Source organism: Kibdelosporangium banguiense, assembly GCF_017876405.1.
Taxonomy (GTDB): domain Bacteria; phylum Actinomycetota; class Actinomycetes; order Mycobacteriales; family Pseudonocardiaceae; genus Kibdelosporangium; species Kibdelosporangium banguiense.
Window position 1 is genome coordinate 12,531,501 of record NZ_JAGINW010000001.1, and the last position, 24,955, is coordinate 12,556,455.

At 66.2% G+C, this 24,955-nt stretch carries 25 protein-coding genes; 11 read left to right on the forward strand and 14 right to left on the reverse strand.

Annotation, left to right across the window (positions count from 1 at the left end; genetic code table 11):
• Positions 1 to 4: 4 nt before the first annotated feature.
• From JOF56_RS56135 to JOF56_RS56145, 3 genes are read right to left on the reverse strand one after another with little or no spacing between them, the layout of a single operon-like run.
• Positions 5 to 868 carry a hypothetical protein gene (locus JOF56_RS56135; protein WP_209647670.1) on the reverse strand — a complete coding sequence of 288 codons (864 nt, stop codon included), beginning with the start codon at positions 866 to 868 and terminating at the stop codon, positions 5 to 7.
• On the reverse strand, positions 831 to 1,076 hold the full coding sequence (locus tag JOF56_RS56140; RefSeq protein ID WP_209647671.1) for a hypothetical protein: 246 nt from the start codon (positions 1,074 to 1,076) through the stop codon (positions 831 to 833). Before JOF56_RS56140 ends, JOF56_RS56135 begins: the two co-directional genes overlap by 38 nt.
• Before the next feature lie 36 nt (positions 1,077 to 1,112).
• Positions 1,113 to 1,502, reverse strand: a complete 390-nt coding sequence (locus JOF56_RS56145) for a hypothetical protein (RefSeq protein ID WP_209647672.1) — start codon at positions 1,500 to 1,502, stop codon at positions 1,113 to 1,115.
• Between the two features lie 7 nt (positions 1,503 to 1,509).
• Between JOF56_RS56145 and JOF56_RS56150 the strand changes: the two genes are divergently transcribed.
• Positions 1,510 to 2,511: a helicase-associated domain-containing protein gene (locus JOF56_RS56150; RefSeq protein WP_307855737.1), complete on the forward strand. Its 1,002-nt coding sequence runs from the start codon at positions 1,510 to 1,512 to the stop codon at positions 2,509 to 2,511.
• Between the two features lie 39 nt (positions 2,512 to 2,550).
• Here the strand turns inward: JOF56_RS56150 and JOF56_RS56155 are convergent, their stop codons facing one another.
• The 3 genes from JOF56_RS56155 to miaB form a co-directional block, all read right to left on the reverse strand.
• Complete coding sequence (locus JOF56_RS56155; RefSeq protein ID WP_307855738.1) at positions 2,551 to 4,554, reverse strand: M6 family metalloprotease domain-containing protein; 2,004 nt, start codon at positions 4,552 to 4,554, stop codon at positions 2,551 to 2,553.
• Positions 4,555 to 4,684: 130 nt separating this feature from the next.
• The gene (locus tag JOF56_RS56160; RefSeq protein WP_209647674.1) at positions 4,685 to 5,167 is read right to left on the reverse strand and encodes an Rv2732c family membrane protein; all 483 of its coding nucleotides are present in this window, start codon (positions 5,165 to 5,167) and stop codon (positions 4,685 to 4,687) included.
• Positions 5,164 to 6,633: a tRNA (N6-isopentenyl adenosine(37)-C2)-methylthiotransferase MiaB gene (gene miaB / locus JOF56_RS56165; RefSeq protein WP_209647675.1), complete on the reverse strand. Its 1,470-nt coding sequence runs from the start codon at positions 6,631 to 6,633 to the stop codon at positions 5,164 to 5,166. The genes JOF56_RS56160 and miaB overlap by 4 nt, the downstream gene beginning before the upstream one ends.
• 67 nt (positions 6,634 to 6,700) lie before the next feature.
• Between miaB and JOF56_RS56170 the strand changes: the two genes are divergently transcribed.
• Positions 6,701 to 7,603 carry a TAXI family TRAP transporter solute-binding subunit gene (locus JOF56_RS56170; protein WP_307855739.1) on the forward strand — a complete coding sequence of 301 codons (903 nt, stop codon included), beginning with the start codon at positions 6,701 to 6,703 and terminating at the stop codon, positions 7,601 to 7,603.
• On the opposite strand, the gene JOF56_RS56175 is transcribed toward JOF56_RS56170, so the two are convergent.
• Together JOF56_RS56175 and JOF56_RS56180 are read right to left on the reverse strand one after the other, a co-directional pair.
• Entirely contained in the window at positions 7,600 to 9,000 is a 1,401-nt protein-coding gene (locus JOF56_RS56175; protein ID WP_209647677.1) for a sensor histidine kinase, read from the reverse strand. The two genes, JOF56_RS56170 and JOF56_RS56175, sit on opposite strands and share 4 nt — an antisense overlap.
• A gap of 4 nt (positions 9,001 to 9,004) precedes the next feature.
• Positions 9,005 to 9,673: a response regulator transcription factor gene (locus JOF56_RS56180; protein ID WP_209647678.1), complete on the reverse strand. Its 669-nt coding sequence runs from the start codon at positions 9,671 to 9,673 to the stop codon at positions 9,005 to 9,007.
• A gap of 157 nt (positions 9,674 to 9,830) precedes the next feature.
• Here JOF56_RS56180 and JOF56_RS56185 point away from each other — a divergent pair, with 157 nt between their 5' ends.
• The 6 genes from JOF56_RS56185 (at position 9,831) to JOF56_RS56210 (ending at position 14,928) form a co-directional block, all read left to right on the forward strand.
• Entirely contained in the window at positions 9,831 to 10,559 is a 729-nt protein-coding gene (locus JOF56_RS56185; protein ID WP_209649098.1) for an amino acid ABC transporter ATP-binding protein, read from the forward strand.
• 59 nt (positions 10,560 to 10,618) lie between these two features.
• Positions 10,619 to 11,500 carry a glutamate ABC transporter substrate-binding protein gene (locus JOF56_RS56190; RefSeq protein ID WP_209647679.1) on the forward strand — a complete coding sequence of 294 codons (882 nt, stop codon included), beginning with the start codon at positions 10,619 to 10,621 and terminating at the stop codon, positions 11,498 to 11,500.
• A gap of 70 nt (positions 11,501 to 11,570) precedes the next feature.
• Positions 11,571 to 12,227, forward strand: a complete 657-nt coding sequence (locus tag JOF56_RS56195; RefSeq protein WP_209647680.1) for an amino acid ABC transporter permease — start codon at positions 11,571 to 11,573, stop codon at positions 12,225 to 12,227.
• On the forward strand, positions 12,224 to 13,099 hold the full coding sequence (locus tag JOF56_RS56200) for an amino acid ABC transporter permease (RefSeq protein ID WP_209647681.1): 876 nt from the start codon (positions 12,224 to 12,226) through the stop codon (positions 13,097 to 13,099). The genes JOF56_RS56195 and JOF56_RS56200 overlap by 4 nt, the downstream gene beginning before the upstream one ends.
• An 84-nt stretch (positions 13,100 to 13,183) precedes the next feature.
• Positions 13,184 to 13,813 carry a TetR/AcrR family transcriptional regulator gene (locus JOF56_RS56205; RefSeq protein ID WP_209647682.1) on the forward strand — a complete coding sequence of 210 codons (630 nt, stop codon included), beginning with the start codon at positions 13,184 to 13,186 and terminating at the stop codon, positions 13,811 to 13,813.
• Positions 13,810 to 14,928: a nitroreductase family protein gene (locus JOF56_RS56210; RefSeq protein WP_209647683.1), complete on the forward strand. Its 1,119-nt coding sequence runs from the start codon at positions 13,810 to 13,812 to the stop codon at positions 14,926 to 14,928. Before JOF56_RS56205 ends, JOF56_RS56210 begins: the two co-directional genes overlap by 4 nt.
• A 1-nt stretch (position 14,929) precedes the next feature.
• Here the strand turns inward: JOF56_RS56210 and JOF56_RS56215 are convergent, their stop codons facing one another.
• Positions 14,930 to 15,745 carry a LysR family transcriptional regulator gene (locus tag JOF56_RS56215; RefSeq protein ID WP_307855740.1) on the reverse strand — a complete coding sequence of 272 codons (816 nt, stop codon included), beginning with the start codon at positions 15,743 to 15,745 and terminating at the stop codon, positions 14,930 to 14,932.
• A 76-nt stretch (positions 15,746 to 15,821) separates the two neighbouring features.
• Here JOF56_RS56215 and JOF56_RS56220 point away from each other — a divergent pair, with 76 nt between their 5' ends.
• Positions 15,822 to 16,505: a CTP synthase C-terminal region-related (seleno)protein gene (locus tag JOF56_RS56220; RefSeq protein WP_209647684.1), complete on the forward strand. Its 684-nt coding sequence runs from the start codon at positions 15,822 to 15,824 to the stop codon at positions 16,503 to 16,505.
• 38 nt (positions 16,506 to 16,543) lie between these two features.
• On the opposite strand, the gene JOF56_RS56225 is transcribed toward JOF56_RS56220, so the two are convergent.
• From JOF56_RS56225 to JOF56_RS56240, 4 genes are read right to left on the reverse strand one after another with little or no spacing between them, the layout of a single operon-like run.
• Positions 16,544 to 17,299 carry a succinate dehydrogenase/fumarate reductase iron-sulfur subunit gene (locus tag JOF56_RS56225; protein WP_209647685.1) on the reverse strand — a complete coding sequence of 252 codons (756 nt, stop codon included), beginning with the start codon at positions 17,297 to 17,299 and terminating at the stop codon, positions 16,544 to 16,546.
• A 1-nt stretch (position 17,300) separates the two neighbouring features.
• Positions 17,301 to 19,199, reverse strand: coding sequence for a fumarate reductase/succinate dehydrogenase flavoprotein subunit (locus JOF56_RS56230; protein ID WP_209647686.1), 1,899 nt, complete (start codon positions 19,197 to 19,199; stop codon positions 17,301 to 17,303).
• 16 nt (positions 19,200 to 19,215) lie between these two features.
• Entirely contained in the window at positions 19,216 to 20,013 is a 798-nt protein-coding gene (sdhC, locus tag JOF56_RS56235) for a succinate dehydrogenase subunit SdhC (RefSeq protein WP_209647687.1), read from the reverse strand.
• A gap of 36 nt (positions 20,014 to 20,049) precedes the next feature.
• The gene (locus tag JOF56_RS56240) at positions 20,050 to 20,334 is read right to left on the reverse strand and encodes an Rv0250c family protein (protein WP_209647688.1); all 285 of its coding nucleotides are present in this window, start codon (positions 20,332 to 20,334) and stop codon (positions 20,050 to 20,052) included.
• A 765-nt stretch (positions 20,335 to 21,099) separates the two neighbouring features.
• Between JOF56_RS56240 and edd the strand changes: the two genes are divergently transcribed.
• Together edd and JOF56_RS56250 are read left to right on the forward strand one after the other, a co-directional pair.
• Positions 21,100 to 22,938, forward strand: a complete 1,839-nt coding sequence (gene edd / locus JOF56_RS56245; RefSeq protein ID WP_209647689.1) for a phosphogluconate dehydratase — start codon at positions 21,100 to 21,102, stop codon at positions 22,936 to 22,938.
• The gene (locus JOF56_RS56250; protein WP_209647690.1) at positions 22,935 to 23,558 is read left to right on the forward strand and encodes a bifunctional 4-hydroxy-2-oxoglutarate aldolase/2-dehydro-3-deoxy-phosphogluconate aldolase; all 624 of its coding nucleotides are present in this window, start codon (positions 22,935 to 22,937) and stop codon (positions 23,556 to 23,558) included. The genes edd and JOF56_RS56250 overlap by 4 nt, the downstream gene beginning before the upstream one ends.
• Before the next feature lie 39 nt (positions 23,559 to 23,597).
• On the opposite strand, the gene JOF56_RS59325 is transcribed toward JOF56_RS56250, so the two are convergent.
• Positions 23,598 to 24,128 (reverse strand): regulatory protein RecX, encoded by a 531-nt coding sequence (locus JOF56_RS59325; protein ID WP_245381245.1) that lies wholly within the window; start codon positions 24,126 to 24,128, stop codon positions 23,598 to 23,600.
• Positions 24,129 to 24,955: the final 827 nt, after the last annotated feature.

Genomic DNA, 24,955 nt, shown 5'->3' on the forward strand with positions numbered 1-24,955 from the left:
TCCTTTACAGGACTCCTCCGGTGGCAGCAGTCATCTTCGCCGAGCGGGCAAGTGCCTTGCGGAGCTGGTCTTTGAACGCCCGGTGCCGCGGATAGGCATAGAACACGGATTCCAGCTGCGCCGCTCCATCACCGCCACTCCATGCCAACGCCTCCGCGTGGCAAACGGCCAAAGTGGCGGCCTCGCCGTAGCGGCTCTGTTGCCTGGTGGTCACGATCTGGCCGATCACGTGCTCAACCGCAGCTCCGGCGATGGCCAACCACTGGCTGCGTGGCGGCTGATCGGCCAGGCCACACAGCAACAAGTCAGGCAGCCGGGCCGGGGGCATCGGCGGAATCTGACCCCACCTGCAGTCCATGGCGCCAAACAGCTTTGCGAGCACCGAGCCGGTCCAGTCCGGCTGGGAGATCGCCGCCGACCCGGCAGCGAGCAGATACGGCAGCAGCACAGGCAGGACCTCATAGCTGTCCGCACCGCCCAGCAGGGGTACCGCCTGATCGACCTCTCCAGCCAGCAACAACAGCTCCACCCGCAGCCCACCGTCCACATTGGCCTCAGGCCGTGCCGATTCGGCGGCCATGACCGCAACGGGATCTGGCGCCGCCTCGTACAGCGCTCGCAGCCGCAGGCTGGTGGGCTCGGCGCGCCACGCTTCTCGCCGGGCGTCCAGGAGTCCGGTGAGGCTGGCCAACTGGTCGGCGATCCGCGCCCTGCCGTGGCCCGCAGCGGTAACCATCGACAAGCTCTCCCGGACGGCCGCCGCCGCGTCGGCGTCGCGGCCCTCACCGGCGAGCGCGTCGATCCAGGCCAGGCAATGCTCGGCCTGGCGTTCACCCGGTTCGCGAGCCAGCACTGCCAGGCCGTCCACCCCCGGCAGAGCGCTGCACGGCTTCGGCCAGCAGGCCTCGCATCAGCGGGTCGCCCTCGACCCAGCGCAGTTCCACGATCCACTGCGGCCAGAACTCTTCCAGCCCAGGGACGTCCTCGGCGAGTGCCTGCCGGATCTCGTCGATGCTCACCGGGCGGGACTGGTACGGCAGGTCGTCGGTCCTGGCGTCACGCAGGTCCGCTGGCATGTCGCATCATCGCCGACTTACCCACTCAGGCCCCTCCTACGGCAGCCGGACGCGGTCGAGTTCCTCGCGCAACGCCCGTTTCGGCTTGTGTGCCGCGCGAAGGGCACGCATGTGCTGTTCGAAGTCCGCCAGCCTGTCACAGCGTGCGAACAGCGGTTTCGCTTCGGCGAGCAGTTTCGCTGCTTCCTGATAGGAGCTGCGGATCTTGTGCTTGATCTGCTGATCAGCCGCACGCAACAGCACAGGGATGGCGTCGTCCGGATGCGTGACCGCGCGTTCCCTCGCCAGGTGAAGCCACAGGCCAGGACGGCATCCGCCCTCGACCGCTGCCTGCCAGGCCTGGTCCGGCTTCTCTTCCCAAAGCAGAACCTCGACCAGTGTCGAACTGTCCCCAGGCTGGTCGCGCAACTCGGCAAGCCGTTCCATCAAGTGGGTGGCCGCGAACCAGCCTGTGCTGTGGCAGCGGTGGCTGACGCATGCGGTGATCGACGAGTTCAACCGGATCGAGGAGATCAAGGGCCAGCGCATCGCCAATGTCCTGACCGCTGCCAAACCGCGCCGTGAGGTCGTCGCCAAGGCGCTGGCAGGCTGTGAGCCGGGTACTTGGATCGCCGTGGACGCGCTGTTCACGCGGATGCGGCGAGCCCGTCTGAACCCAGCTATCGCTCGCAACGAAAGGGCACCATGGAAGCTGTACCTCGTCGACGCGGAGTACGGCAGCCTGGGCTACCTCGGTTTCCATGAATGGGAGATCCTCGAAGGCCGCTACACCCTGGCCGTGCTGTTCGAGTATGCGGCCACGCTTGGGCTGGTCGACGTTTGCTACGTGCGCCCAGCGGGCGAACGCGACGATTTCCGGGACAACTGGGGCAGCGACGAACTGGACTCGCTCAGTCGCTACGACGGTCTCCAGTCGATCAGGCTAAACGCGCTGGGTTCGTACGCACTCGGCCTGACCGGCACCTACGAACCGGCCACTGTGGACAGTCAGCCGCTCAAGGTTCTGCCGAACCTTGACATCGTTGCGACCGAACACCTCACAGCGGCCGACCGGCTGCAACTGTCCGCCTGGGCCGAACACACCTCGGACCACGTGTGGACGGTCTCCGCAAGCAAGCTTCACACCGGACTCGACGCTGGGCGGGATCTGACGGAGTTCGTCACGTTCCTGACCGAACGGTCCGCGCACGAGCTTCCCAACACGTTGACCACCCTTGTCGAAGACGTCACCCGGCGTGCCGGACAACTGCGCGATCTCGGTCGAGCTCGCGTGATCGAGTGCGCCGACCCCGCAGTCGCCGCTCTCATCGCCCGCGACCGCGGCCTTCGTTCGCTGTGCAGCCTTGTCGGTGACCGCCATCTTGCCGTGTCCGAGGAACACGAGCTGAAGTTCCGCAAGGCGCTGGTCAAACTTGGCTACGTTCTGGGCTCGTGATCGCCGCCCGGTTCGAACGGCGATCACGAGCCGGATTCATCAGTGCAGCGGTGGGATTGTGTTCAGGACGGTGAGCTGGCAGGTTGCCGTGCTTGTGGCGGCTGGGTTGCTTTCGGACTTGGCGGTGAGGCGGACTGTGGCCGCGGGCTGACCGCCCTGGGCGCGGACCGCGTTGACCGGTACCGAAATTGTCTGACCGTTCTTGGCTGTCACGATTTCCGAGGGAAGTTGCACGGTCCAGCCGTTGCCGGTCACCGAAGCCGAAAGCCGGTAGACGTCTGAGTCTACATAGGACTTAACGTCTTCGGGGTGACCGTTGGTGAACGGTTTCGCCTGGCCGGTGTTGCGCAACGGGAACTGGCAGGTGGCGATCTCGGCGGGAACACGGCCGACGGGGGTGCCACGGGTCAGGGCCACACTGCGGGTGTGCGGACCGGCGCCGTCGAGTGACCGCACCGCGAGCTTGTAGCTGAGCACGCCCTTGGCGTCGCGCACTACGTCGATCACGTAGAAGTGCAGACGGTTCGCCTCGTCGGTGAACTCGTACTTCGTGCCCGAGTTTGTTCCGGCGTGGAACAGCGCGTCGGCCAGCTGACGGTAGTCGCCGATGGTCATGTACTGCTTTGTCCCGTCCGGACGGACGAAGTCCACCGTCTTGATGTCCTCCGGGTGGGAGTCCTGGACCCACACGAATGGTGTCGCGTCGGCGTTCTTGGTCTTCGACAGCATCACTCCGGAGTCCGGGGTGAAGGAGTCGTAGCCGATTCGGTCGACCACTTCCACGGTGTAGTTGTTGTAGCCTCCGCCGTCGCACAACGGGTCCGTGGATGTGTTGCACGTAGGCGACAGGTCGCGGTTCATGGCGATGTTGGCGCCCACCAGGCCTGTGCGGCCCGCCGGGCCCATGGGGATCGCGCGGGCGTTGACGTTCATGACCACGAGGCCGGATGTGGCCAACGCTTCACGGGAAAGCCTGAGCACGTTGGCTTCGTCGACAATGTTCAGCTTCAGCTTGTCGCGCAACGTGTGTTGCACACCTGCCGAGCCGCCCTGGGTCGCGGGGATGTGGAAACGCGTGTGCGGACCGCCGGGACCGTTGAATGTTCCGCGGTCGAGCATGCTCCACGGGCCTGCGCCGGCACGGCGTTGTGGGATGCCGTAAGGGTTGTTGTAGTTGTCGGCGATGCCGAAGACGTGGCTCAGTTCGTGCGAGAACGTGCCGAGGCCGGAGCTTTCGGCCTGCGTTGTGCTCTTGCCGCTGGCGTTGGGCCAGTGGTTGGCCGCGGCCTGCCAGGTTGTCCAAGGCACGTAACGGGTCTTGGCGCAGCGTGGCTTCGTCGGGTCAGGGCCGCCGAACTCCGCCGGAATCGACTCGCAGTTGGCGAACTTCATCTCGCCGAACTCCTGCCACGTCGACGACTCGTCGTTGCCCGCGGTCTGGTAGAAGATCACGTCGTACTTGGATTCGATGTCCGAGCCCTGCTCGGTGCGCCAGGCGCCACCGAGATCCGTGCGCAGGCTGCGGTTGCACCGGTCGCCGGTCGGGCAACTGCCCGCGGCCTGGTCCCACTCGTTGAAGCCGTATTCGTGCTTCTTGCCGGGCATCCGGTAGACGCCGAACGAGTCGAGTGTCACGCCGATCCGGCCCCCGGAGACCTCCATCCAGTAGCCGTGCATCGTCAGACCGTGGTTGAGGGTCTGCGGCTTGTTCAGGAAATCGCGGTAGAACCCGGCGACCTCGGCTGGGCTGAGTTGTAAGTCCGAACGCGGGTTGGCGTAGATGTCGCTGCCGCGCGGACGGGTGATCGCGAATTGCTCATTCGGGTAGTCGCCGAGTACGAGTGCCGCTTTGATCGTGCGGACCGAGCCTTTCCGGCTCGGGTCCGACCAGTCGATGTCGGGGACCTGCTTGAGGTCGTCCCACGTCATCGCGTCCGGGTTCTCCCAGTTCTGCGGGTCGACGGGGGCGAGCACCTCCGCCACGGTCGGCCACGGCCGGCCCGGTGCCGCGGCCGCGGGAGAGGAGAAGACCGTCAGTGACACCCCAGCGACGATCATTAACGAAAGCAAACGACGGCGCGCGCCTCTGCCAGATGGGGACATGGACATTCCTTCCGGAAGCCAGCGAGGAGAAAGCCTGTCCCGCGAGCGTATGAGCGCTTCGCTGTATCGATCAATCGGCCGAAAGTCGGCCATTCTCCGGAATGTCCGGCCTCGACCACGCGGTACGGAACCAGCAGGCCGCGATCACGACCATCGCGATCACCGCGATGATCAGCCCGATGCCGGGCGAGCCCTCCGAGGACTGCCGCGACCAGATCGCCAGCATCCCGTCCACCGAGGCGAACCAGCCACCCAGCGCGCAGACCCAGGTCATCCCCCACCTGCGGGTGATCAGCGCGACCATCGACCCCAGCACACCGAACCCGGCCGACGTCGCCGCGAACAGCCGCGGCACCACACCGGCGCGGCCCTCGACCTGTCCCAACAGCACCTGCCAGCCGTTGGCGCCGTGCAGCCACGGCAGCAACAGCCCGACAAGCAGCACCATCACAGCGGCCGAGATGACAATCGCACGGCCGCCTAGTTCGACCGTACGGATTGCCTTGCGCTCGACCTCGTCGATCTCGTTACGCAGGTGGTCGACGTCCGTCATCGGACCGCACATCCTTCGTCGTTTACCGGTGCCGGCGGTGGTGTGCCGAACCCGGGCAGCCCGAGGCTGATCCCGTTGGTCTTCGGCCGTAGACCGGCTTCGGAGTTGTCACCCGCACGGGTGCGCCTGTGGCTGACCAACGGACCGTCCGCGACGAGGTGGTGCGGCGCGCCGTACGTGACCGTCGCCTCGACCACGTCTCCGGGCCGTATGTGCGCCTCTCCGGGCGTGAAGTGCACCAGGCGACCATCTCGTGCCCGACCGCTCGTCCGGCGCGTGTCAGCGTCCTTACGACCCTCCCCGGCGGACACCAGCACCTCGAGTGTCCTGCCGACGAGTTCCTTGTTCAGCTCCCAGGAGATCTCCTCCTGCAACGCCACCAGCCGGTCGTAGCGCTCCTGCACGACCTGCTTGGGCACCTGCAGGTCCATCTCCGCGGCGGGCGTGCCCGGCCGCTTGGAGTACTGGAACGTGAACGCGCCCATGAACCGGGCCTGGCGCACCACGTCCAGCGTGCCCTGGAAGTCCTCCTCGGTCTCACCGGGAAAGCCGACGATGATGTCGGTGGTGAGCGCGGCGTCCGGCATGGCGGCACGGACCTTCTCGATGATGCCGAGGTACCGCTCGGACCGGTACGACCGGCGCATCGCCTTGAGCACCTGGTCGGACCCGGACTGCAGCGGCATGTGCAGTTGGTGGCAGACGTTCGGGGTCTCGGCCATCGCCGCGATCACGTCGTCGGTGAAGTCCTTGGGGTGCGGCGAGGTGAACCGGACCCGCTCGAGCCCGTCGATCTCCCCGCACGCGCGCAACAGCTTGCCGAACGCCAGCCGGTCGCCGAACTCGACGCCGTAGGAGTTCACGTTCTGGCCGAGCAGCGTCACCTCGAGCACGCCCTCGTCGACAAGTGCCTGGACCTCAGCCAGAACCTCGCCCGGACGGCGGTCCTTCTCCTTGCCACGCAACGAAGGCACGATGCAGAACGTGCAGGTGTTGTTGCAGCCGACCGAGATCGAAACCCACCCGGAGTACGCGGAGTCCCGGCGCGCGGGCAGCGACGACGGGAAGACCTCGAGCGACTCGAGGATCTCGACCTGGGCCTCTTCGTTGTGCCGCGCACGGTCGAGCAACGCGGGCAGCGACCCGATGTTGTGCGTGCCGAAGACGACGTCCACCCAGGGCGCCCGCTTGACGATCTCGCCCTTGTCCTTCTGCGCGAGGCAGCCACCCACCGCGATCTGCATGCCCGGGTGCGACTTCTTGGTCGGCAGCAGGTGCCCGAGGTTGCCGTACAGCTTGTTGTCGGCGTTCTCGCGGACCGCGCACGTGTTGAGCACCATCAGGTCAGGCGTCTCGTCCCCGGCCGCCGCCGTGTAGCCGGCCTCCTCAAGCATGCCGGCCAGGCGTTCGGAGTCGTGCACGTTCATCTGGCAACCGAACGTGCGAATCTGGTAACTCCGGGTCACAGTGGCTCCTCGAACGACAGGTGTTGCGTCATTCAGGGTAGGCCCCGGGTCTGGCACCATCGTGACCGTGTCTCGGAAACTGGTCGTTTTGCTGCTGGTGGTGCTCGCGCTTACCGGATGTACCAGCCCGACTGAGGGCCTGCGGCTGAGGATCGCGACCGGGTTCGAGGGCGGTGTCTACAACAAGCTCGGGTCCGCGCTGGCGACCGAGTGGGCCACGCAACTGGGTATGCCGAGGCCAGAGGTGCTGCCGACCACAGGGTCGCCGGACAACATCGAGCGGCTCAGTTCCGGCGCGGCCGACATCGCGTTCAGTGCCGCGGATGTGGCGATCGACCAGCGGGGCAACTTCAGCGCGCTGGCCCGGATCTACGACGACTATCTGCACGTCGTGGTGCGTGCCGACGGGCTGATCAACTCGATCGCCGACCTGAAGGACAAGCGGGTGGCCATCGGCGCGCGGGAGTCCGGTGTCGCGGTGATCGCCATCCGGCTGCTGTCGGTGCTCAATGTCAACAGCCAGACCGTCAACCTCGGCCTGCGCGACTCCAGCACCGCGCTCAAGGAGGGCCGGATCGACGCGTTCTTCTGGTCCGGTGGCCTGCCGACCGACGAGATCGTGCAGCTGGGCGACGCCGCGTCGATCCGCCTGCTCGACCTCACCGAGAACATGCCCGCGATCAGGGCCCGCTACGACATCTACAGCGCCGCCGCGATCCCGCTCTCGGTCTACCACACGACCAACAGCAAGGCTGTCACCACGCTGGTCGTGCCGAACCTGTTGCTGGCCACCGACCGGCTCCCGGTGGACGCGGCCAAAGTGCTCACGCAGGGCATCTTCGAGGCACAGAAGCAGCTGGCGAGCCAGAGCACGGCGGCCAACTCGATCGACATCCGCACCGCGATCGAGACCCAGCCGATCCCCTTGCACGAAGGCGCCCTGCAGTTCTACCGCGACAGGAAACTTTAACCAGCCGAGTTCAGCTCGATGATCACGCGCAGGCCGCCTTCACCGTCGTCGGGCAGTTCCAGGCGGACCTCGCCGCCGGCTCGCTCGACCAGCCTGCGGGTGATGGCCAGGCCAAGGCCGGAGCCGGTGACGTTCTGGTGGGCCGGGCTGCGCCAGAACCTGTCGGTGGCCCGGTCCAGTTCGTCGGGCTGCAGGCCGGGGCCGTGGTCACGGACGCTGATGCGGACCCGGGAATCCGCCTCGGCCACGTCGACCGCGATCGCCGAGCCCTCGTCGGTGAACTTCAAAGCGTTGTCCAGCAAGGCGTCCAGCATCATCTCGATGCTCCGCGGCGCCGCTTGCGCCTGCACCGGCCTGCTCGGCGCGGAGAGCTCCAGCCGGACCGCACGCGAGTCGGCGACCGCTTCCCAGTCGGTCAGCCGGGTGCTGACCGTGGTGACCACGTCCACTGGCACGAGTTCGCCACCGATGCCTTCGGCGCGGGCCATCGAGAGCAGGTCGTCGACGATCTGGTTCAGCCGGTCTGTCTCTGCCATGGCCGCGGCGTGGTGCTCGGCTTCCTCGGTGTCGACGTGACCTTCCAAATTGCTCAGTCGCAACCGCAAGGCGGTCAACGGGTTGCGCAGCTGGTGTGACGCGTCGGCGACGAACGCCCGTTGGGCGGCCAGGGTATCGCTGACGCTGGCCGCCATCTGGTCGAAGGAACGGCTCAGGTGCCGCAGTTCCGCCGGTCCGTGGCCGTCGTCGACCGGCGGCACGGGCTGACCGCTGACCACAGCGGCGACCAGGGAGCTCGTGGCCGAGTCCAGCCGTCGGACCGGCCGCAACGTCCAGCCGACCACAGGCAACGCCACCAGCACGGCCATGCTCAGCGCCACGACTCCGCCGAACATGATGATCACCCACCAGAACAGCACCCGGTTACGCGCGCCATCGGTCGGTGACCTGGTCACGACCGCGCCACGGACCTCGCCGTCGGTCAGCACGGGTTCGGCGATGATCAGCGGCTCGGTGTCCCACGGCAGCAGCAACGCGGCCGGCTCGGAGTGCTGCCCGCCCAGTGCGTTGTCCAAATGAGCGGCGATTTCCGGGTCGTTCGCCTGAAAGGGTGGTCCCTTCGGATCGGAACTCGCCACAACTGTCCGGTCACGACTGAAGACAACGGTGTCGATTTGGTAAACATTGTGATAGCTGGCGAGCTGGTCGTCCAATGCGGTGGGTTGCGAATCCAACACGGGGCGTTGCGCCAGGGAGGCATAGCGGCTCGTGTCGGTCAGCCGGTCGAGAAAAAGCCGTTGCTGTTCGCGCTGGGCCATGCTCAGCGCCAATGGCACGCCCAATCCGATGACCAGCAGGCCGACCAGGGAGAGGACAATTCCGAGCAATCGGACGCGCATTTGATCACTCCGGCCGGCCGGCGAGCCGGTAACCCACACCGCGCACTGTTTCGATCAATGCGGGCCGCCCGAGTTTGGTCCGCAAAGTCGCCACGTGCACGTCGAGTGACCGGTTCTCCGCCGCGCCACCCCGGCCCCACACCTCGGCCAGGATCTGCTCGCGCGGGCAGACCGCGCCACGCGCCGACATGACCAGCGCCAGAACCTGGAACTCCTTGCGGGACAGGTTGATCGGCTCGCCTGCGACCCGCACCTCGTGCCGTCCGATGTCGACGGTCACGTCGTCGAACATGATCGTTCCAGAGCCGGACTGGCCCCGGTCGGCACTGCGCCTGCGGACCGCGTGCACCCGCGCGACGAGTTCGCCGACGTCATACGGTTTCACCAGATAGTCATCGGCACCGGACTGCAATGCCTGAATTCGGTCGTCCACTTCCCCGCGGGCCGATACGACAATCACCGAAACATCGCTCACCGCCCGGATCTGGCGGCACAGAGTCATGCCGTCGATATCCGGCAGCCCGAGATCGAGCAGAATCACGTCGACTTCGGCGACCAAATCCAGCACGCCCCGGCCCGCGGCCAGCCTGCGTACCGCCAGGCCGCGTTTGACCAGCGCCGGGACAAGGGCGTGCGCGACCCGGTCGTCGTCCTCGACAAGGAGCACTCGCACGCGTGTCCCCTCCGCAGGTGTCATGACCATGTGACAGAGTTGAGACCCTAAGTGTTGCTCAAGGTCGCTGGACTGTGTGAGCCGAGGCCCCTAGGTTTCCGCCAACGCACGCTGCCCCTTTGGAGGATTGATGACCGAAGTTGCCGCCGCGCCTGCGATGATCCGCATGAAGGCGGTAGACAAGTTCTTCGGGCCGTTGCACGTTCTCAAGGACATCAACCTCGAGATCCCCAAGGGCGAGGTCGTGGTCGTGCTCGGCCCGTCGGGTTCGGGCAAGTCGACGCTGTGCCGGGCGATCAACCGGCTGGAGCCGATCAACTCCGGCGTCATCGAGGTGGACGGCAAGCCGCTGCCCGCCGAGGGCAAGGACCTGGCCCGGCTGCGTGCCGACGTGGGCATGGTGTTCCAGTCGTTCAACCTGTTCGCCCACAAGAGCATCGTGGACAACGTGCTGCTGGCCCCGGTGAAGGTCCGCAAGACCGCCAAGGACGACGCCCGCAAGCACGCGATGGAGCTGCTCGAGCGGGTCGGCATCGCCAACCAGGCCGACAAGTACCCGGCTCAGCTCTCCGGCGGGCAGCAGCAGCGGGCGGCGATCGCGCGGGCGCTGGCGATGCGTCCCAAGGTCATGCTGTTCGACGAGCCGACCTCCGCTTTGGACCCGGAAATGGTCCAAGAAGTGCTCGACGTGATGACCAGCCTCGCCAAGGAGGGCATGACGATGCTGGTGGTCACCCATGAGATGGGCTTCGCGCGCAAAGCAGCCGATCGGGTGATTTTCATGTCCGACGGCGAAGTCGTGGAGGACTCCACCCCGGAGGCGTTCTTCACCGCGCCGAAATCCAACCGGGCGAAAGACTTCCTTGGCAAGATCCTGACCCATTGAGGATGAGGAGTGGCGCGCCGAGCGTGCCGCGTGAACACCAGAGCAGGAGATTGAAGACGATGAGGGTTCGTACCCTGGCAGTTGGGCTGCTGGTGGGTGGCCTCGCCCTGACGGCGTGCGGCAAGGAAGGCAGCCCCGGCGAGACCGCGCCGCCACCTTCCCAGGACGTCGCGGCGGACGTGAAGGTCGACGGCTCGCCGACGTTCGACAAGATGAAGAAGGCTGGCAAGGTCGTCATCGGCGTCAAGGAAGACCAGCCTGGCCTGGGCTTCAAGGACCCCACCACCGGCAAGTACTCGGGTTTCGACATCGAGATCGCCAACCTGGTGGCCGCCAAGCTCGGCTTCAAGCCCGAGCAGATCGAGTACAAGGCCGTCGCGTCGGCCGGTCGTGAGGCCGCCATCGCCAACGGCAACGTCGACTACTACGTCGGCACGTACACGATCAACGCCAAGCGCAAGGAGCAGATCTCCTTCGCCGGCCCGTACTTCACCGCCGGCCAGGACCTGCTGGTGCGCAAGGACGACACCGCCATCACCAGCAAGGACACCCTCAAGGGGAAGAAGGTCTGCTCGGTGACCGGCTCCACCCCGATCCAGCGGGTGCGTGAGCAGGCGCTGACCGACCAGATCGTCGAGCTGCAGAACTACTCGCAGTGCGTGACCCAGCTGGACCAGAAGCTGGTCGACGCGGTCACCACCGACGACGCCATCCTCAAGGGCTACGCCGCCCAGGAGCCGGACAAGTTCAAGGTCGTGGGCAAGACGTTCTCCTCGGAGCCCTACGGCATCGGCCTGCCCAAGGACGACAAGGCCCTCAAGGACAAGGTGACCAGCATCCTGCAGACCGCGCTGGACGACGGCACCTGGCAGAAGATCTACGAGAACACCCTCGGCAAGTCGGGTTCCCCGGCCACCAAGCCGACGCTCGACAAGTCCTGACAAGTCACCTCGCCGGTCGGTGGTCGCCCACGCGGCCACCGACCGGCGGCGTTAGAGCTGGCGGTAGCCGATGAACGTCCTGTTGGACAACAGCAGTATCTTCCTCAGCGGGTTCGGCAACACCATCAAGCTGTTCCTGATCTCCGGCGTGCTGTGCCTGATCCTCGGCACGATCCTGGCGATGATGCGGGTCAGCCCGGTGCCGGTCTTCCGGGCCTTCGGCACGGTGTACGTCACGGTCGTGCGTAACACCCCGCTGACACTGGTCTTTTTCTTCTTCGCCTTCGCGTTCCCGTTGCTGGAGATCATCAACAGGGCCGACTTCGACTTCTTCGTCGCCGCGGTGATCGCGCTGACGCTGTACACCTCGGCCTTCGTGTGCGAGGTCGTCCGCTCGGGCATCAACACCGTGGCGGTGGGCCAGCTGGAGGCCTCCCGGGCACTGGGCCTGACGTTCGGCCAGACACTGTCCAATGTGGTGCTTCCGCAGGCCACCCGGTCGGTCGTGCCGCCGATGGTCTCCACGATGATCGCGTTGCTGAAGAACACCACGATCGCCGCCGGGTTCTCGGTCGCCGAGGCGGGCGCGATCCGCGACATCCTCTCGGAGAAGGGCTACAACGCCATGACCGGCCTGCTCTGGGTGGCGTTCTTCTTCGTCGTGCTGGTCGTGCCGCTGACGCTGTTGCAGCGCAGCCTCGAGAAGCGTTGGAGCGTGGCCCGATGAGCGCGTCCGCACTGTTCGACCTGCCCGGGCCCAAGGCCCGGATGCGCTACCGGATCTACGCGGTGGCAGGCACCCTGCTGATCGCCGGCGCGATCGCCTACGTGATCTACCGGTTCATCGACGCCGGCCAGTTCAAGGGCAGGCTGTGGGAGTGGCTGGAGTACGAGAAGATCCAGACCGACCTGCTGCGCGCGCTGGGCAACACGCTGACGGCGTTCGCGCTGGCGGCCTTGTTCTCGCTGGTGTTCGGCGCGGTCTTCGCGGCGGGCCGGCTCTCGGACCACGCGATCATCCGCGTGCCGTCGATGCTCATCGTGGAGCTGTTCCGGGCGATCCCGGCCGTGATCCTGATGTTCATCTTCCACTACGGCATCCAGCTCGGTGACCCGTTCAACTCCGTGGTACTGGCGCTGATGTTCTACAACGGCTCGGTGCTCGCGGAGGTCTTCCGGGCCGGCATCCTCTCGCTGCCCCGTGGGCAGAGCGAGGCCGCCTACGCGCTGGGCATGCGCAAGACCCAGGTGATGATCCTGGTGCTGCTGCCGCAGGCGTTGCGGGCCATGCTGCCGACGATCGTCAGCCAGCTCGTGGTCGTGCTGAAGGACACCGCACTCGGCTTCCTGATCACCTACGAGGAGCTGCTCTACTACGCCCGCAACCTCGGTGGTGTGGCGCAGTTCGGCCGTCCGCTCATCCCGGTGACGATCGTGGTCGCGGCCATGTACATCACCATGTGCCTGCTGCTGGCCTGGCTGGCGAACTACCTGAGCAAGCGGGAACGCCGCAGCAAGAAGCACATCGAGCCGGAAGGCAAGGGCCCGGTCGCCGAGGACAGCACGTTCCCGGTGACACCGGTCGGCAGCACGGCTTAGCGCTGAAGTTCGAGAAGGCCCTCGGGGTTCGCCCCGAGGGCCTTTTCACTGGCCAACGGTTAGAGCATATGCTCTAATTAGAGTATGAGCTCTAAAACTTCTGAGCGGACCCGGCTGAAAGTGCTCGAGGCCGCCAGGGAGTTGTTCAACGAGCGCGGCACAGCCGCGGTCAGCACGAACCACATCGCGGCCGAGGCCGGCATCAGCCCGGGCAACCTCTACTACCACTTCCGTGACAAGCAGCAGATCATCCGCGCACTGTTCGACCGGTACTCCGGCGAGCTCGACAACCGGTGGGCGCCCGACCCCGACGCGGAACACAACATCGCCACGCTGGGCCGCAACCTGGCCGAAGGCGCGGAGCTGAGCTGGGCGTACCGGTTCTTCCAGCGTGAGCTGATGGTGCTGCTACGGGCCGACGTCGAGCTCAGGGCGGCGTACGACGTGGTCTACGAGCGCCGGTTCAGCGAAATGCGCGGCTTCGCGCAGGAACTGGTGCGCCAGAACATGGTCCGGGTACCGCGGCCGCCCCGGACGATCGACGACCTGATCGCCGCGCTCTGGCTGATCGCCGACGGCTGGCAGTCCTTGCTTGACCTCACCGGCGATCCGACCGACCAGCACCAGGTGGCGCGGGTGACCGACCTGCTGATGGTCGTCCTCGAGCCGTACCTGACCGACGAGGGCCGAAGACTCTTCGAGGGGACATCATGATCAGCAGACGGAAACTGTTACTGGGACTGGGTTCGATGGCCGCCCTCGGCGTCGGCGGCACGACCTGGCGGGCGATCGACCAAGGCGTCTTCTCGACCGGGTCCGGCGCGGCGTACGCGGCCTGGGACGAGTGGAATCCGCCCGGTGACGACGTCCTTCACCTTGTCAGGGCGGCTGTTCTGGCCGCGAGCGCCCACAACGCGCAGCCGTGGCTGTTCCGGCTGGGCCCGGACCGGATCGAGCTGACGCCAGACCTGTCGCGCAACCTCGGCGCGATGGACCCGTTGAACCGGGAGATGCAGATCTCGGTGGGGTGCGCGCTGGAGAACCTGACACTCGCCGCCCGGCATCGCGGCCGTACGCCGGAAATCCGGCTGCGGCCCGACGGTGCGACTATCCTTCTTGGACGCTCGACTCCGGAGACCTCACCGCTCTTCGAGGCGATTCCCCACCGGCACACCAATCGGGCGGCCTACGACACACGCCCCGTGGAAACCCAGAAGCTGGCCGAACTGGTCGACGTGCCCGAGGTTTCGCTGGTGTGGCACGACAAAGCCAAGTTCAGCGATCTCACCGTGCGGGCGACCGAGGCGATCATCGCCGATGCGGACCAGTCCAGAGACGATTTCTCCTGGTACCGCGGCGACTGGGACGACCTGCAGGCGGCGAAGGACGGCATCACCATCGACGCGTCCGGCCAGTCGCAGATGATCCGCACGATGGGCAAGATCCTGCCCACGTCCCACGATCTCAACAACGACACGTGGCTTGAATCCACAAGAGACACGCAGCTGGCGACCGCCGCGGCCGTGGGGAGTCTGCTCGTCCGTGACCCGTTCGATCCCGTGCAGCGCATGCAGACCGGCCGGATTTGGCAGCGGATGCACCTGTGGGCGACCACGCAGGGCCTCGCCATGCAGCCGATCAACCAGATCGAGGAACGGGTCGACCGCGAACGCAGCGCGAACCTCAAACCGGATTTCACCGACGCGATGTCCGCGCTGGTCCCAGCCGGAACCCACGCTGTCTTCTCGTTCCGGATCGGCTATCCCACCACCACCGCGCTCGCCAGCCCACGACGGCGGGCCGAAGAAGTGTCGCGCAGCAGCTCGTAGATCAAGCTTGACCGAGCCACGGGACATCACCGATGGCCTCGACCCGGTGAACCAGCGACGGTGCGGAAATCGGCACCCCACCGGCCACTGACTGGGGCAGCAAGGTCAGTCCGTGTCCGGCACGTGCCAACGCCACCAAGCCGAGCACGTCGGTGCCGGTGTACCGGAGCGACGCCCGGAAGCCGTCGGATCTGCTCATGGTTCGCAGCTGTGCCAACGGGATTCCGGCATCCGGGGCGTCGATCCAGCGACTGTCGGCCAGATCGCCCAAGCGTAGCCCGGCTCGGCCGGACAAGGGGTGCCCGTCGGGAAGTATCACCGCCACCGGCTGTTCGGCGACCGACACTGTCTGATGTGGACGGATGTCGGCCAGGTTGAGCGGATCGGTGGGTGCCGCGATACCGTCCACCAGACCGGCGTCGAACGACCCGGTCGCCACTCCGGCCAGAACGTCCTCACGGCTGAGCACCTCGACGGTCAGATCGAACGGCGCCAGCATCGCGGCCGCTGATGGTGACATCGCGAGCGGAGAAACCCCGATGGCGAGCCGTGTGGCCGGTGGGGCCGTCATCCTGACGATGTCGGCGCGGGCGGCATCGAGGCGCAGCAACAGCGGCCCAGCGTGCTCGAGCAGCCGCTCCCCCACTGTTGTCGGGGCCACCGGACGCCTCGACAACAGCGTGGCGCCCAGGTCGCTTTCCAGCGCGGCAATGTGCTGGGACACGGCGGACTGTGTGTAGCCCAGTTCCGCCGCGGCGTGCGAGAACGAGCCTTGGCGGGCGACTGCGACAAACGTGCGAAGCAGATGCAGATCCACGAGTATCAGTATCGCTAATACAGTCAACACACATCATCGTTGGCGCTTAAGCGCCTGGAGCGTTCAGGATGACCAGGTGACTGTTGCCCATGCTCGAATCGCGCTGATCGGCGACCGCTCTCCCAGCGTCCTCGCACACACCCGGATCCCTGCCCAGCTCGCGCTGCTGGCCGAACGGGACAACCTCGTCGTCGATCCGTACTGGATCCCGACCGAGGACGTGCCCAGCCTGTCGGAGTTCGACGGCATCTGGCTCGTGCCTGGCAGCCCGTACCGCAGCGAGGCAGGAGCCATTGAAGCCGTGCTGACCGCCCGCACGGAGCAGATCCCGTTCCTGGGCACCTGCGGCGGCTTTCAGCACGCTGTCCTCGAATACGCGCGCAATGTCTGTGGACTGCAGGCGGGGCACGCGGAGAACCAGCCGGACACCGCGGATCCGGTCATCGTCGAACTGGCCTGTTCCCTGGTCGGCCACGAAGGCGCGGTCATCATCGAGCCTGGATCGCTGGCCGAACGCGTACTCGGCGCGGACCGGACCGTCGAGCGCTACCACTGCTCGTACGGCGCCAACCCGCAGCACCTGAACACCTTGCAGGACAACGGACTCCGGTTCACCGGCCGGGACGAGACCGGTGATGCCCGGATCGCCGAACTGCCCGGCCATCCCTTCTTCCTGCTGACCTTGTTCCAGCCGGAACTCGCCGAACGGCCACACCCCATCGTCCGGGCGTTCGCACGAGCCGCGGCCGGACATGCCTGAGGCCCGGAAGCGATGCCTCCGGGCCTCAGAACGGTGACTCAGGCCTTGTTGCGCTTGAAGAGCTTGTTGCCGAGCCAGACGACCGGGTCGTAACGGCGGCCGGCGACGCGCTCCTTCATCGGGATCAGGGCGTTGTCGGTGATCTTGATGTGTTCCGGGCAGACCTCGGTGCAGCACTTGGTGATGTTGCACATGCCCAGGCCGTGCTCGTCCTGTGCGACGTCACGGCGGTCGGCGGTGTCCAGCGGGTGCATCTCCAGCTCGGCCACCCGCATCAGGAACCTGGGGCCGGAGAAGGCTTCCTTGTTCTCCTCGTGGTCACGGATGACGTGACACGTGTTCTGGCACAGGAAGCACTCGATGCACTTGCGGAACTCCTGCGAGCGCTCGACGTCCACCTGCTGCATCCGGTACTCGCCCGGCTTGAGGTCCGCGGGCGGGGTGAAGGACTGCACCTCGCGGGCCTTGGTGTAGTTGAACGACACGTCGGTGACCAGGTCGCGGATCACCGGGAAGGTCCGCATCGGCGTGACCGTGATGACCTCGTCCTCGGCGAACGTGGACATCCGGGTCATGCACAGCAGCCGCGGCATGCCGTTGATCTCCGCCGAACAGGAGCCGCACTTGCCGGCCTTGCAGTTCCAGCGAACCGCCAGGTCCGGCGCCTGCGTGGCCTGCAGCCGGTGGATGATGTCGAGGACGACCTCGCCCTCGTTGACCTCGACGACGTAGTCGACCAGTTCGCCCGCGTCGTCAGCACCACGCCAGACCCGGAACTGCGCTTTGTACCCCATGTCAGGCTTTCCTTCCCGGGTGCGCGGCAACCTCTTCTTCGGTGTAGTACTTCTCCAGTTCACCGATCTCGAAGAGTTGGAACAGTTCTTCGCGCATGGGCGGCTGGGGCTGCTCGACCACCGAAACGTCCGTCCCGTCAGTCGAACACACCAGCAGCCGGTTACGCCAGTTCGCCGACATCGCCGGATGGTCGTCGCGGGTGTGACCTCCGCGACTCTCCTCGCGCAGCAGCGCCGCCTTGGCGACGCATTCACTGACCAGGATCATGTTGTAGAGGTCGATCGCCAGGTGCCAGCCGGGGTTGAACTGGCGGTGGCCCTCCACCGCGACGTTCGGGATCCGGCCCTTGATCTCGTCGATCTTCTCCAGCGCCTGGCGGATCTCGCCCGCCTTGCGGATGATGCCGACCAGGTCGTTCATCGACTGCTGCAGCTCGGAGTGCAGGGTGTACGGGTTCTCCTCGACCCCGCCGCCTTGCGGATCGAACGGCTGCACCGCGCGCTCTGCCGCACCGTCTATATCGGACTGCGAGATCTCCGGGCGAGCCGCGAGCCCTTCGACGTACTCGGCCGCGCCCAGCCCGGCGCGCCTGCCGAACACCAGCAAGTCGGACAACGAGTTGCCACCAAGGCGGTTGGAGCCGTGCATGCCGCCCGCGACCTCACCAGCCGCGAACAGACCGGGCACCTTGGCCGCCGCGGTGTCCGGGTCGACCTCGACGCCACCCATCACGTAGTGACAGGTCGGCCCGACCTCCATCGGCTCAGCGGTGATGTCGACGTCGGCCAGTTCCTTGAACTGGTGGTGCATCGACGGCAGCCGGCGGCGGATCTCCTCGGCCGGCATCCGGCTGGAGATGTCCAGGAACACACCGCCGTGGGGCGATCCACGGCCCGCCTTGACCTCGGAGTTGATCGCGCGGGCGACCTCGTCACGCGGCAACAGGTCGGGGGTACGCCGGTTGCCGTCCGGGTCGGTGTACCAGCGGTCGGCTTCTTCCTCGTTGTCGGCGTACTTGTCCTTGAACACCTCGGGGATGTAGTCGAACATGAAGCGCTTGCCGTCGGAGTTGCGCAGCACGCCACCGTCACCGCGGACGCCTTCGGTGACAAGGATTCCCTTGACACTCGGCGGCCAGACCATGCCGGTCGGGTGGAACTGGATGAACTCCATGTTGATCAGCGTCGCCCCGGCCCGCAGTGCCAGCGCGTGACCGTCCCCTGTGTACTCCCAGGAGTTCGACGTGACCTTGAAGGACTTGCCGATGCCCCCGGTCGCCAGCACCACGGCGGGCGCATCGAAGGCGATGAACCGGCCCGACTCACGCCAGTAACCGAAGGCACCGGAGATCTTGTCGCCGTCCTTGAGCAACTCGGTGATCGTGCACTCGGCGAAGACCTTGATCTTGGCCTCGTAGTCGCCGGTCTCCTTGAAGTCCTCCTGCTGCAACGAAACGATCTTCTGCTGCAGGGTGCGGATCAACTCCAGGCCGGTGCGGTCACCGACGTGGGCCAGCCGCGGGTACTCGTGGCCGCCGAAGTTGCGCTGCGAGATGCGGCCGTCGGCGGTGCGGTCGAAGAGCGCGCCGTAGGTTTCCAGCTCCCAGACGCGGTCCGGGGCCTCCTTGGCGTGCAGCTCGGCCATCCGCCAGTTGTTGAGGAACTTCCCGCCACGCATGGTGTCGCGGAAGTGCACCTGCCAGTTGTCGTTGCTGTTGACGTTGCCCATGGAGGCGGCCACGCCGCCCTCGGCCATCACCGTATGGGCCTTGCCGAACAGGGACTTGCAGACCACGGCGGTACGCAGACCGCGTTGCCGGGCCTCGATCGCGGCTCGCAGACCGGCACCGCCGGCCCCGATCACGACAACGTCGTACGTGTGCCGCTCGACCTGGGTCATGAAGAATTCCTCTTTCTCAAACGAAGCGCAGGTCGGAGATCGCACCACTGGCAACGAGCATCACGTACAGGTCGGTGAGCATCAAGGTGCCGAGCGTTACCCAGGCCAGCTGCATGTGCCGGACATTGAGCTTGGATATGAAGGTCCACAGCTTGTACCGGACAGGGTGGGCGGAGAAGTGCTTGAGCCGGCCACCGGCGATGTGCCGGCAGGAGTGGCAGGACAACGTGTACGCCCACAGCATGACCACGTTGACCACGAGCACCACGTTGCCCAGACCGAAGCCGAAGCCACCGTCGGGCGAGTGGAACGCGACGATCGCGTCGTAGGTGTTGATGAGCGCGACCAGGCCCGCCACGTAGAAGAAGTAGCGGTGCAGGTTCTGCAGGATCAACGGGAACTTGGTCTCACCGCTGTACTTCGCGTGCGGCTCGGCCACCGCGCAGGCGGTCGGCGACTGCCAGACCGAGCGGTAGTACGCCTTGCGGTAGTAGTAGCAGGTCAGCCGGAAACCCAGCAGGAACGGCAGGGCGAGAAAGCCCATCGGGATCCAGCCGGGCAGTTCGCCGATCCATTCGCCGAAGTGCGACGAACCCGGTACGCACGACTCGCTGATACACGGCGAGTAGAACGGCGTCAGGTAGTGGTAGTCGTTCACCCAGTACCACTCGCCCATGAAAGACCGGACGGTCGCGTAAATGACGAAGGTCGCCAGGCCGAGATTGGTCACCAGCGGCGGCAGCCACCACCGGTCGGTACGCAGACTGCGCACCGATATCCGCGCCCGGCCTGGCGCGTTGATTCCTGCGGTCATCTGTCCTCAGTTCGGGTATGGACTTGTGTTTGTCTGCTAATCGTCGTGGCGGACGTACTCGTCGTCAGCCCCACGCCACATCTCACGGTCATATGGCGTGTCCGGTACGACCACGACATCTTGCTCGGAGACCTGTGGGCGGCGTGGCTGGGGCGTGTCAGGCTCGGAACGGAAGTCGGCAGTGTCGATGTCCAGCCGTTCGACGTCGTTGACGAGCCGCCGCACGGCGGGAACATCGCCGTACTTCGCCCTCAGCTCGCCCACACACTGCTTGACCTGCCCGATCGCACGCTGCAGTTCAGTGATGTCGCTCATCGACATACCCGACTCCATTCACCGTCTAGACCATCAGCCAGCTATGGAGGACGCCTTCTGGGCCAGGTGGTGGCAGGCGCCCCGTGCCGCCGACTGTGCCGCGCCGGTGACCTTGTGACAAGTACCACAAGGCATGATCCGCTCTGTGACCGGCTCAACACTCCCGCGGCTCGCGCTGGATCGATTTCTGTGTCGGATGTCACCGGCTTTCAACAATGGTTCCTAGCGAGCGATTTTCACCCTAAGTAAACGGATAATCTCACAGCGTACAGGGCGACTGGCGGCGACGTCGACGGCCGCAAAGTTCCGGGCCCGGCGACTGCGTCGGCCGGTTCGGTAGCGAGGAATTCGTCACCCCGCCACGGGACAGCCCGATTGATCAGATAGTGAGATCATCCGCCGCTGTCGAAAAGCTCACATTCGCTACCCGCAACGACTCCAGACAGTTCATAATGAAGGGTCTGCCAGTGTCCTGGCTCCCACACTGTGGACAGGACCCCGATCGCTCACCTGCAACTGGGAACAGGCGCTCTACAAGGCGAAAAACAATCGGCCGCACTCAGACACGCGGCGCATCGTTCAACTCTCGGTAACTGTATCGATACCGATGGCTCCCCCATAGGGGTCGGCCAGATGTCTCGAATCGCCCCCTGAAGTGCCCCCAGTTTCTCTGGATCGATTTTGACAGCCGCCCCCGGATAGCTACGTTGTGCCTTGTCACGACCGTGTGCGACGCCAGCGTTGCTGTCATCACCACATCGGGAGGCCGCAGTGCAAACGAAGCTCCACCGCGTCATCGGCAATGTCACTCAACGTATTGCCGAGCGCAGTGCGCATACCCGTCAGGCGTACCTGGACCGGGTCCGCAGCATGGCCAGCGATGGGCCGGCGCGGGCCGGCATGGCCTGCAGCAACCTGGCGCACGGCTTCGCCGCGTGCGACGGTCCGGACCGGCTCGCGGTGCGCGGGCTGACCAAGCCAGGCGTCGCCATCGTCTCGTCGTACAACGACCTTCTCTCCGCGCACCAGCCGTTGCACGAATACCCGGACTGGCTCAAGGAATCCGTGCGTGAGACGGGCGGTGTCGCCCAGTTCGCCGGTGGTGTGCCCGCGATGTGCGACGGCATCACCCAGGGACGCGCCGGGATGGAGCTGTCGCTGTTCAGCCGGGAAGTCATCGCGATGGCGACCGCGATCGCCCTGTCGCACGAGATGTTCGACGGTGCGCTGCTGCTCGGCGTGTGCGACAAGATCGTGCCGGGGCTGCTGATCGGCGCGCTGTCGTTCGGTCATCTGCCGTCGATCCTGGTGCCTGCCGGGCCGATGACCTCCGGGCTGCCGAACGCCGAGAAAGCCCGTGTCCGCCAACGGTTCGCCGAAGGCCTCGCCACCCGCGACGAGTTGCTGGCCGCCGAGTCGGCGTCCTACCACGGGCCCGGCACGTGCACGTTCTACGGCACCGCCAACTCCAACCAGATGGTCGTCGAAGTGATGGGCCTGCACCTGCCCGGCTCCAGCTTCGTCCACCCGCACACTCCCTTGCGCCGCGCACTTACTGAAGAAGCCGGCCGGCAGATCGTGCGGCTGACCCAGACCCGCGGGCAGTACACGCCGATCTCGGACATCGTCGACGAGAAGTCGATCGTCAACGGCGTGGTCGCGCTGCTGGCCACCGGCGGATCGACCAACCACACATTGCACCTGCCCGCCATCGCCGCGGCCGCGGGTATTCAGCTGACCTGGGACGACTTCGCCGACCTGTCGGCCGTGGTGCCGCTGCTGGCCCGCGTGTACCCCAACGGAACCGCTGACATCAACCACTTCCACGCCGCCGGCGGCGTGCAGTTCCTGGTCAGCACCCTGCTTGATGCCGGGCTGCTGCACCGGGACGTCAAGACGGTCGCCGGGGGCAGCCTGGACCTCTACCGGCAGGAACCCATCCTGGAGGACGGGAAGATCGTCTGGCGGGACGGCCCGGACCACAGTCTCGACACCGCCGTGCTGCGCGGCATGGACGACCCGTTCGAGCCGGACGGCGGCCTGCGGATGCTGTCGGGCAACCTCGGCCACGCGGTGATGAAGGTGTGCGCGGTCAAGCACGAGAACTGGGTCGTGGAGGCGCCCGCGCGCGTTTTCGAAAGCCAGGAGCAGCTCACGGCCGCGTTCCGGGCCGGCGAGCTCAACCGTGACGTCGTTGTGGTGGTGCGTAACCAGGGCCCCAAGGCCAACGGCATGCCGGAACTGCACGGCCTCACGCCCGCACTCGGCTCGCTGATGGACCGCGGCCACAAGGTCGCGCTCGTCACCGACGGCCGGATGTCCGGCGCATCCGGCAAAGTGCCTGCGGCGATTCAGGTTTCCCCCGAATCGGTGGGCGGCGGGCCGTTGGCACGGCTGCGTGACGGCGACATCATCCGGCTCGACGCGGAACACGGCACACTCGACGTCCAGGCCGACCTCACCGGAAGGTCCACTGTGCACGCACCCGTCGGCGCCTGGGAAGGCACCGGCCGCGAACTGTTCGCCGCCTTACGTGACGCCGTTGGCCCGGCCGAGCACGGCGCCACCGTGTTCGGCGGGTTGTTGACTACGACTAGGGAGATGGCTTGACCACCGCAGCTGAACTTCTGGAGCTCTCACCGGTCATCCCCGTGGCGGTGATCGACGACATCGAGCACGCCGTGCCGGTCGCCGAGGCGCTGCTGGCCGGCGGCATCCCGGTGATCGAGCTGACCCTGCGCACACCGATCGCGATCGAGGCGATCCAACGGGTACGCAAGGAAGTCCCGGACATCGTCGTCGGCGCAGGCACAGTCACGTCCGCCGAGCAGGCGCAGCAGGCATTCGAGGTCGGCGCGTCATTCCTGGTCACCCCAGGCAGCACCGAAAGCGTGATCGACGCGTGCCTGGCAACCGGTCTGCCCTTCCTGCCCGGCATCAGCACAGTCTCCGAAGCGATGCGGCTGGCCGAACGCGGGCTGACAGCACTGAAGTTCTTCCCCGCCGAGGCGGCCGGTGGCGTGGAGTTCCTCAAAGCGATCGCAGGACCGTTGCCCGGCCTCAAGTTCTGCCCAACCGGCGGCATAACCCCGGACAACGCGGCCAAATACCTGGCCCTGGAAAACGTGGGCTGCGTCGGCGGCTCCTGGCTCACCCCGAAATACGCCTTGGCCCACAACGACTTCGCCCGGATCAAGTCCCTCGCCAAGGCAGTCTCCCACCTGCGCTGAACCAGTTGCCCCGGTCTGTCACGCCCACGGCAGGCCTGATCATTCGAAGCTGTCGAGCAGGTTCGTCTCGTCGCCGATGTTGGCCAGCTCGTCCTTGACCACGCGGTATGCGAGGCCTTGTGAGTATCCCTTGCGGGCGAGCATTCCGACCAGACGCCGGATCTTCGCCTGCTGATCAGCGGAGGACATGGAAGGCAGCTTCTTGCGCACAAGTTGACGGGCGCGCTCCTCCTCCGCCTCCTCGTCAACGGCAGCCACGGCCTCAGCCACCGTGTCGTTGTCCACTCCCCGGCGCCGCAGCTCGATGCTCAACGCCTTACGCCCCATGCCCTGATAGGTGTGCCTCGACCGAACCCACATCTCGGCAAAAGCCGCATCATCGATGAGCCCGACATCATCCAGCCGCCCCAGAACCTGCTCAGCGACCTCTTCGCTGAGCTCCTTCTTGAGCAACGCCTTCTTGAGCTCGGACCGAGTCCGTGGCCGCGCGGTCAGCAACGTCAAGCAAATGTCCTTGGCCCGCACAGCCGGATCACGATCATCCGCAACCGCCCGCTTCGCCTGACGCAGCCCATCCGCAGCCCCGGACTCCGCAGCTTCAGCCCCACGCCGTCCCCGCCGCCCAGACCGCCGCACCCGAGCCTCAAAAGGATCGTCATCCTCCGGAGAAGAGGGCCGTGACTGCCCGCCAGGCTCCGGCTCGCCCGAGCCCCGCGGCGGAGACTCCCGCAAAGATCCAGTGCGCTCAGATGGCTGCTGGCGCCTGCCGCGTTTCGGAGCAGCCTGCGACTCAACCTCACCTACCCGAGCCCGCAACTCATCGATCCGAGCCCGCGACTCCCCAAGCCCGGCCCCGGTCACCCGGGACTCCGCCTCGGAAGCGGCTTCCGGTCGAGCACGCCGCTTGCCCTTGGTCGCCTCGGCCTCCGACTGACTCTCGACCTTGGCCACCAACCCACGCAACTCAGCGATCCTGGCAGCGGCATCAGTCGCTGCCAGGACTGGGCGATCCATAGTCGGGCTGGCTGCCGCTGTGTGGTGGCGTGTTTTTCCGGTTGGTGTCCACGGATCAGTCGCTGGATTGGCCGGGAGCGGTTCGCGGTCTTGTCTGTTGCGGGCTGGCTGTGGCGCCAACTCGGCCATCGACTTGGACAACTCTGTGATCTGTATGGCGGCATCGAACGATTCCGCCCTGTCGGACTCGGCCTGCGCGCTGAGCTCGGTGGGCTTGCGGCCGGATTGAGGCTGAACCGCAGGCTCTGGGCTGGTTGTGACCAGTGACTCACGCAGTTCGGCGAGCGGGCTGGGCTTTTCCGCATCCCGCCCAGCCTTCGGGGCCACGTCTGGCTCCGAAGGCTGGGACGCGGGATGCGTTTCCGGCGGGGCCTGGTCGTCTT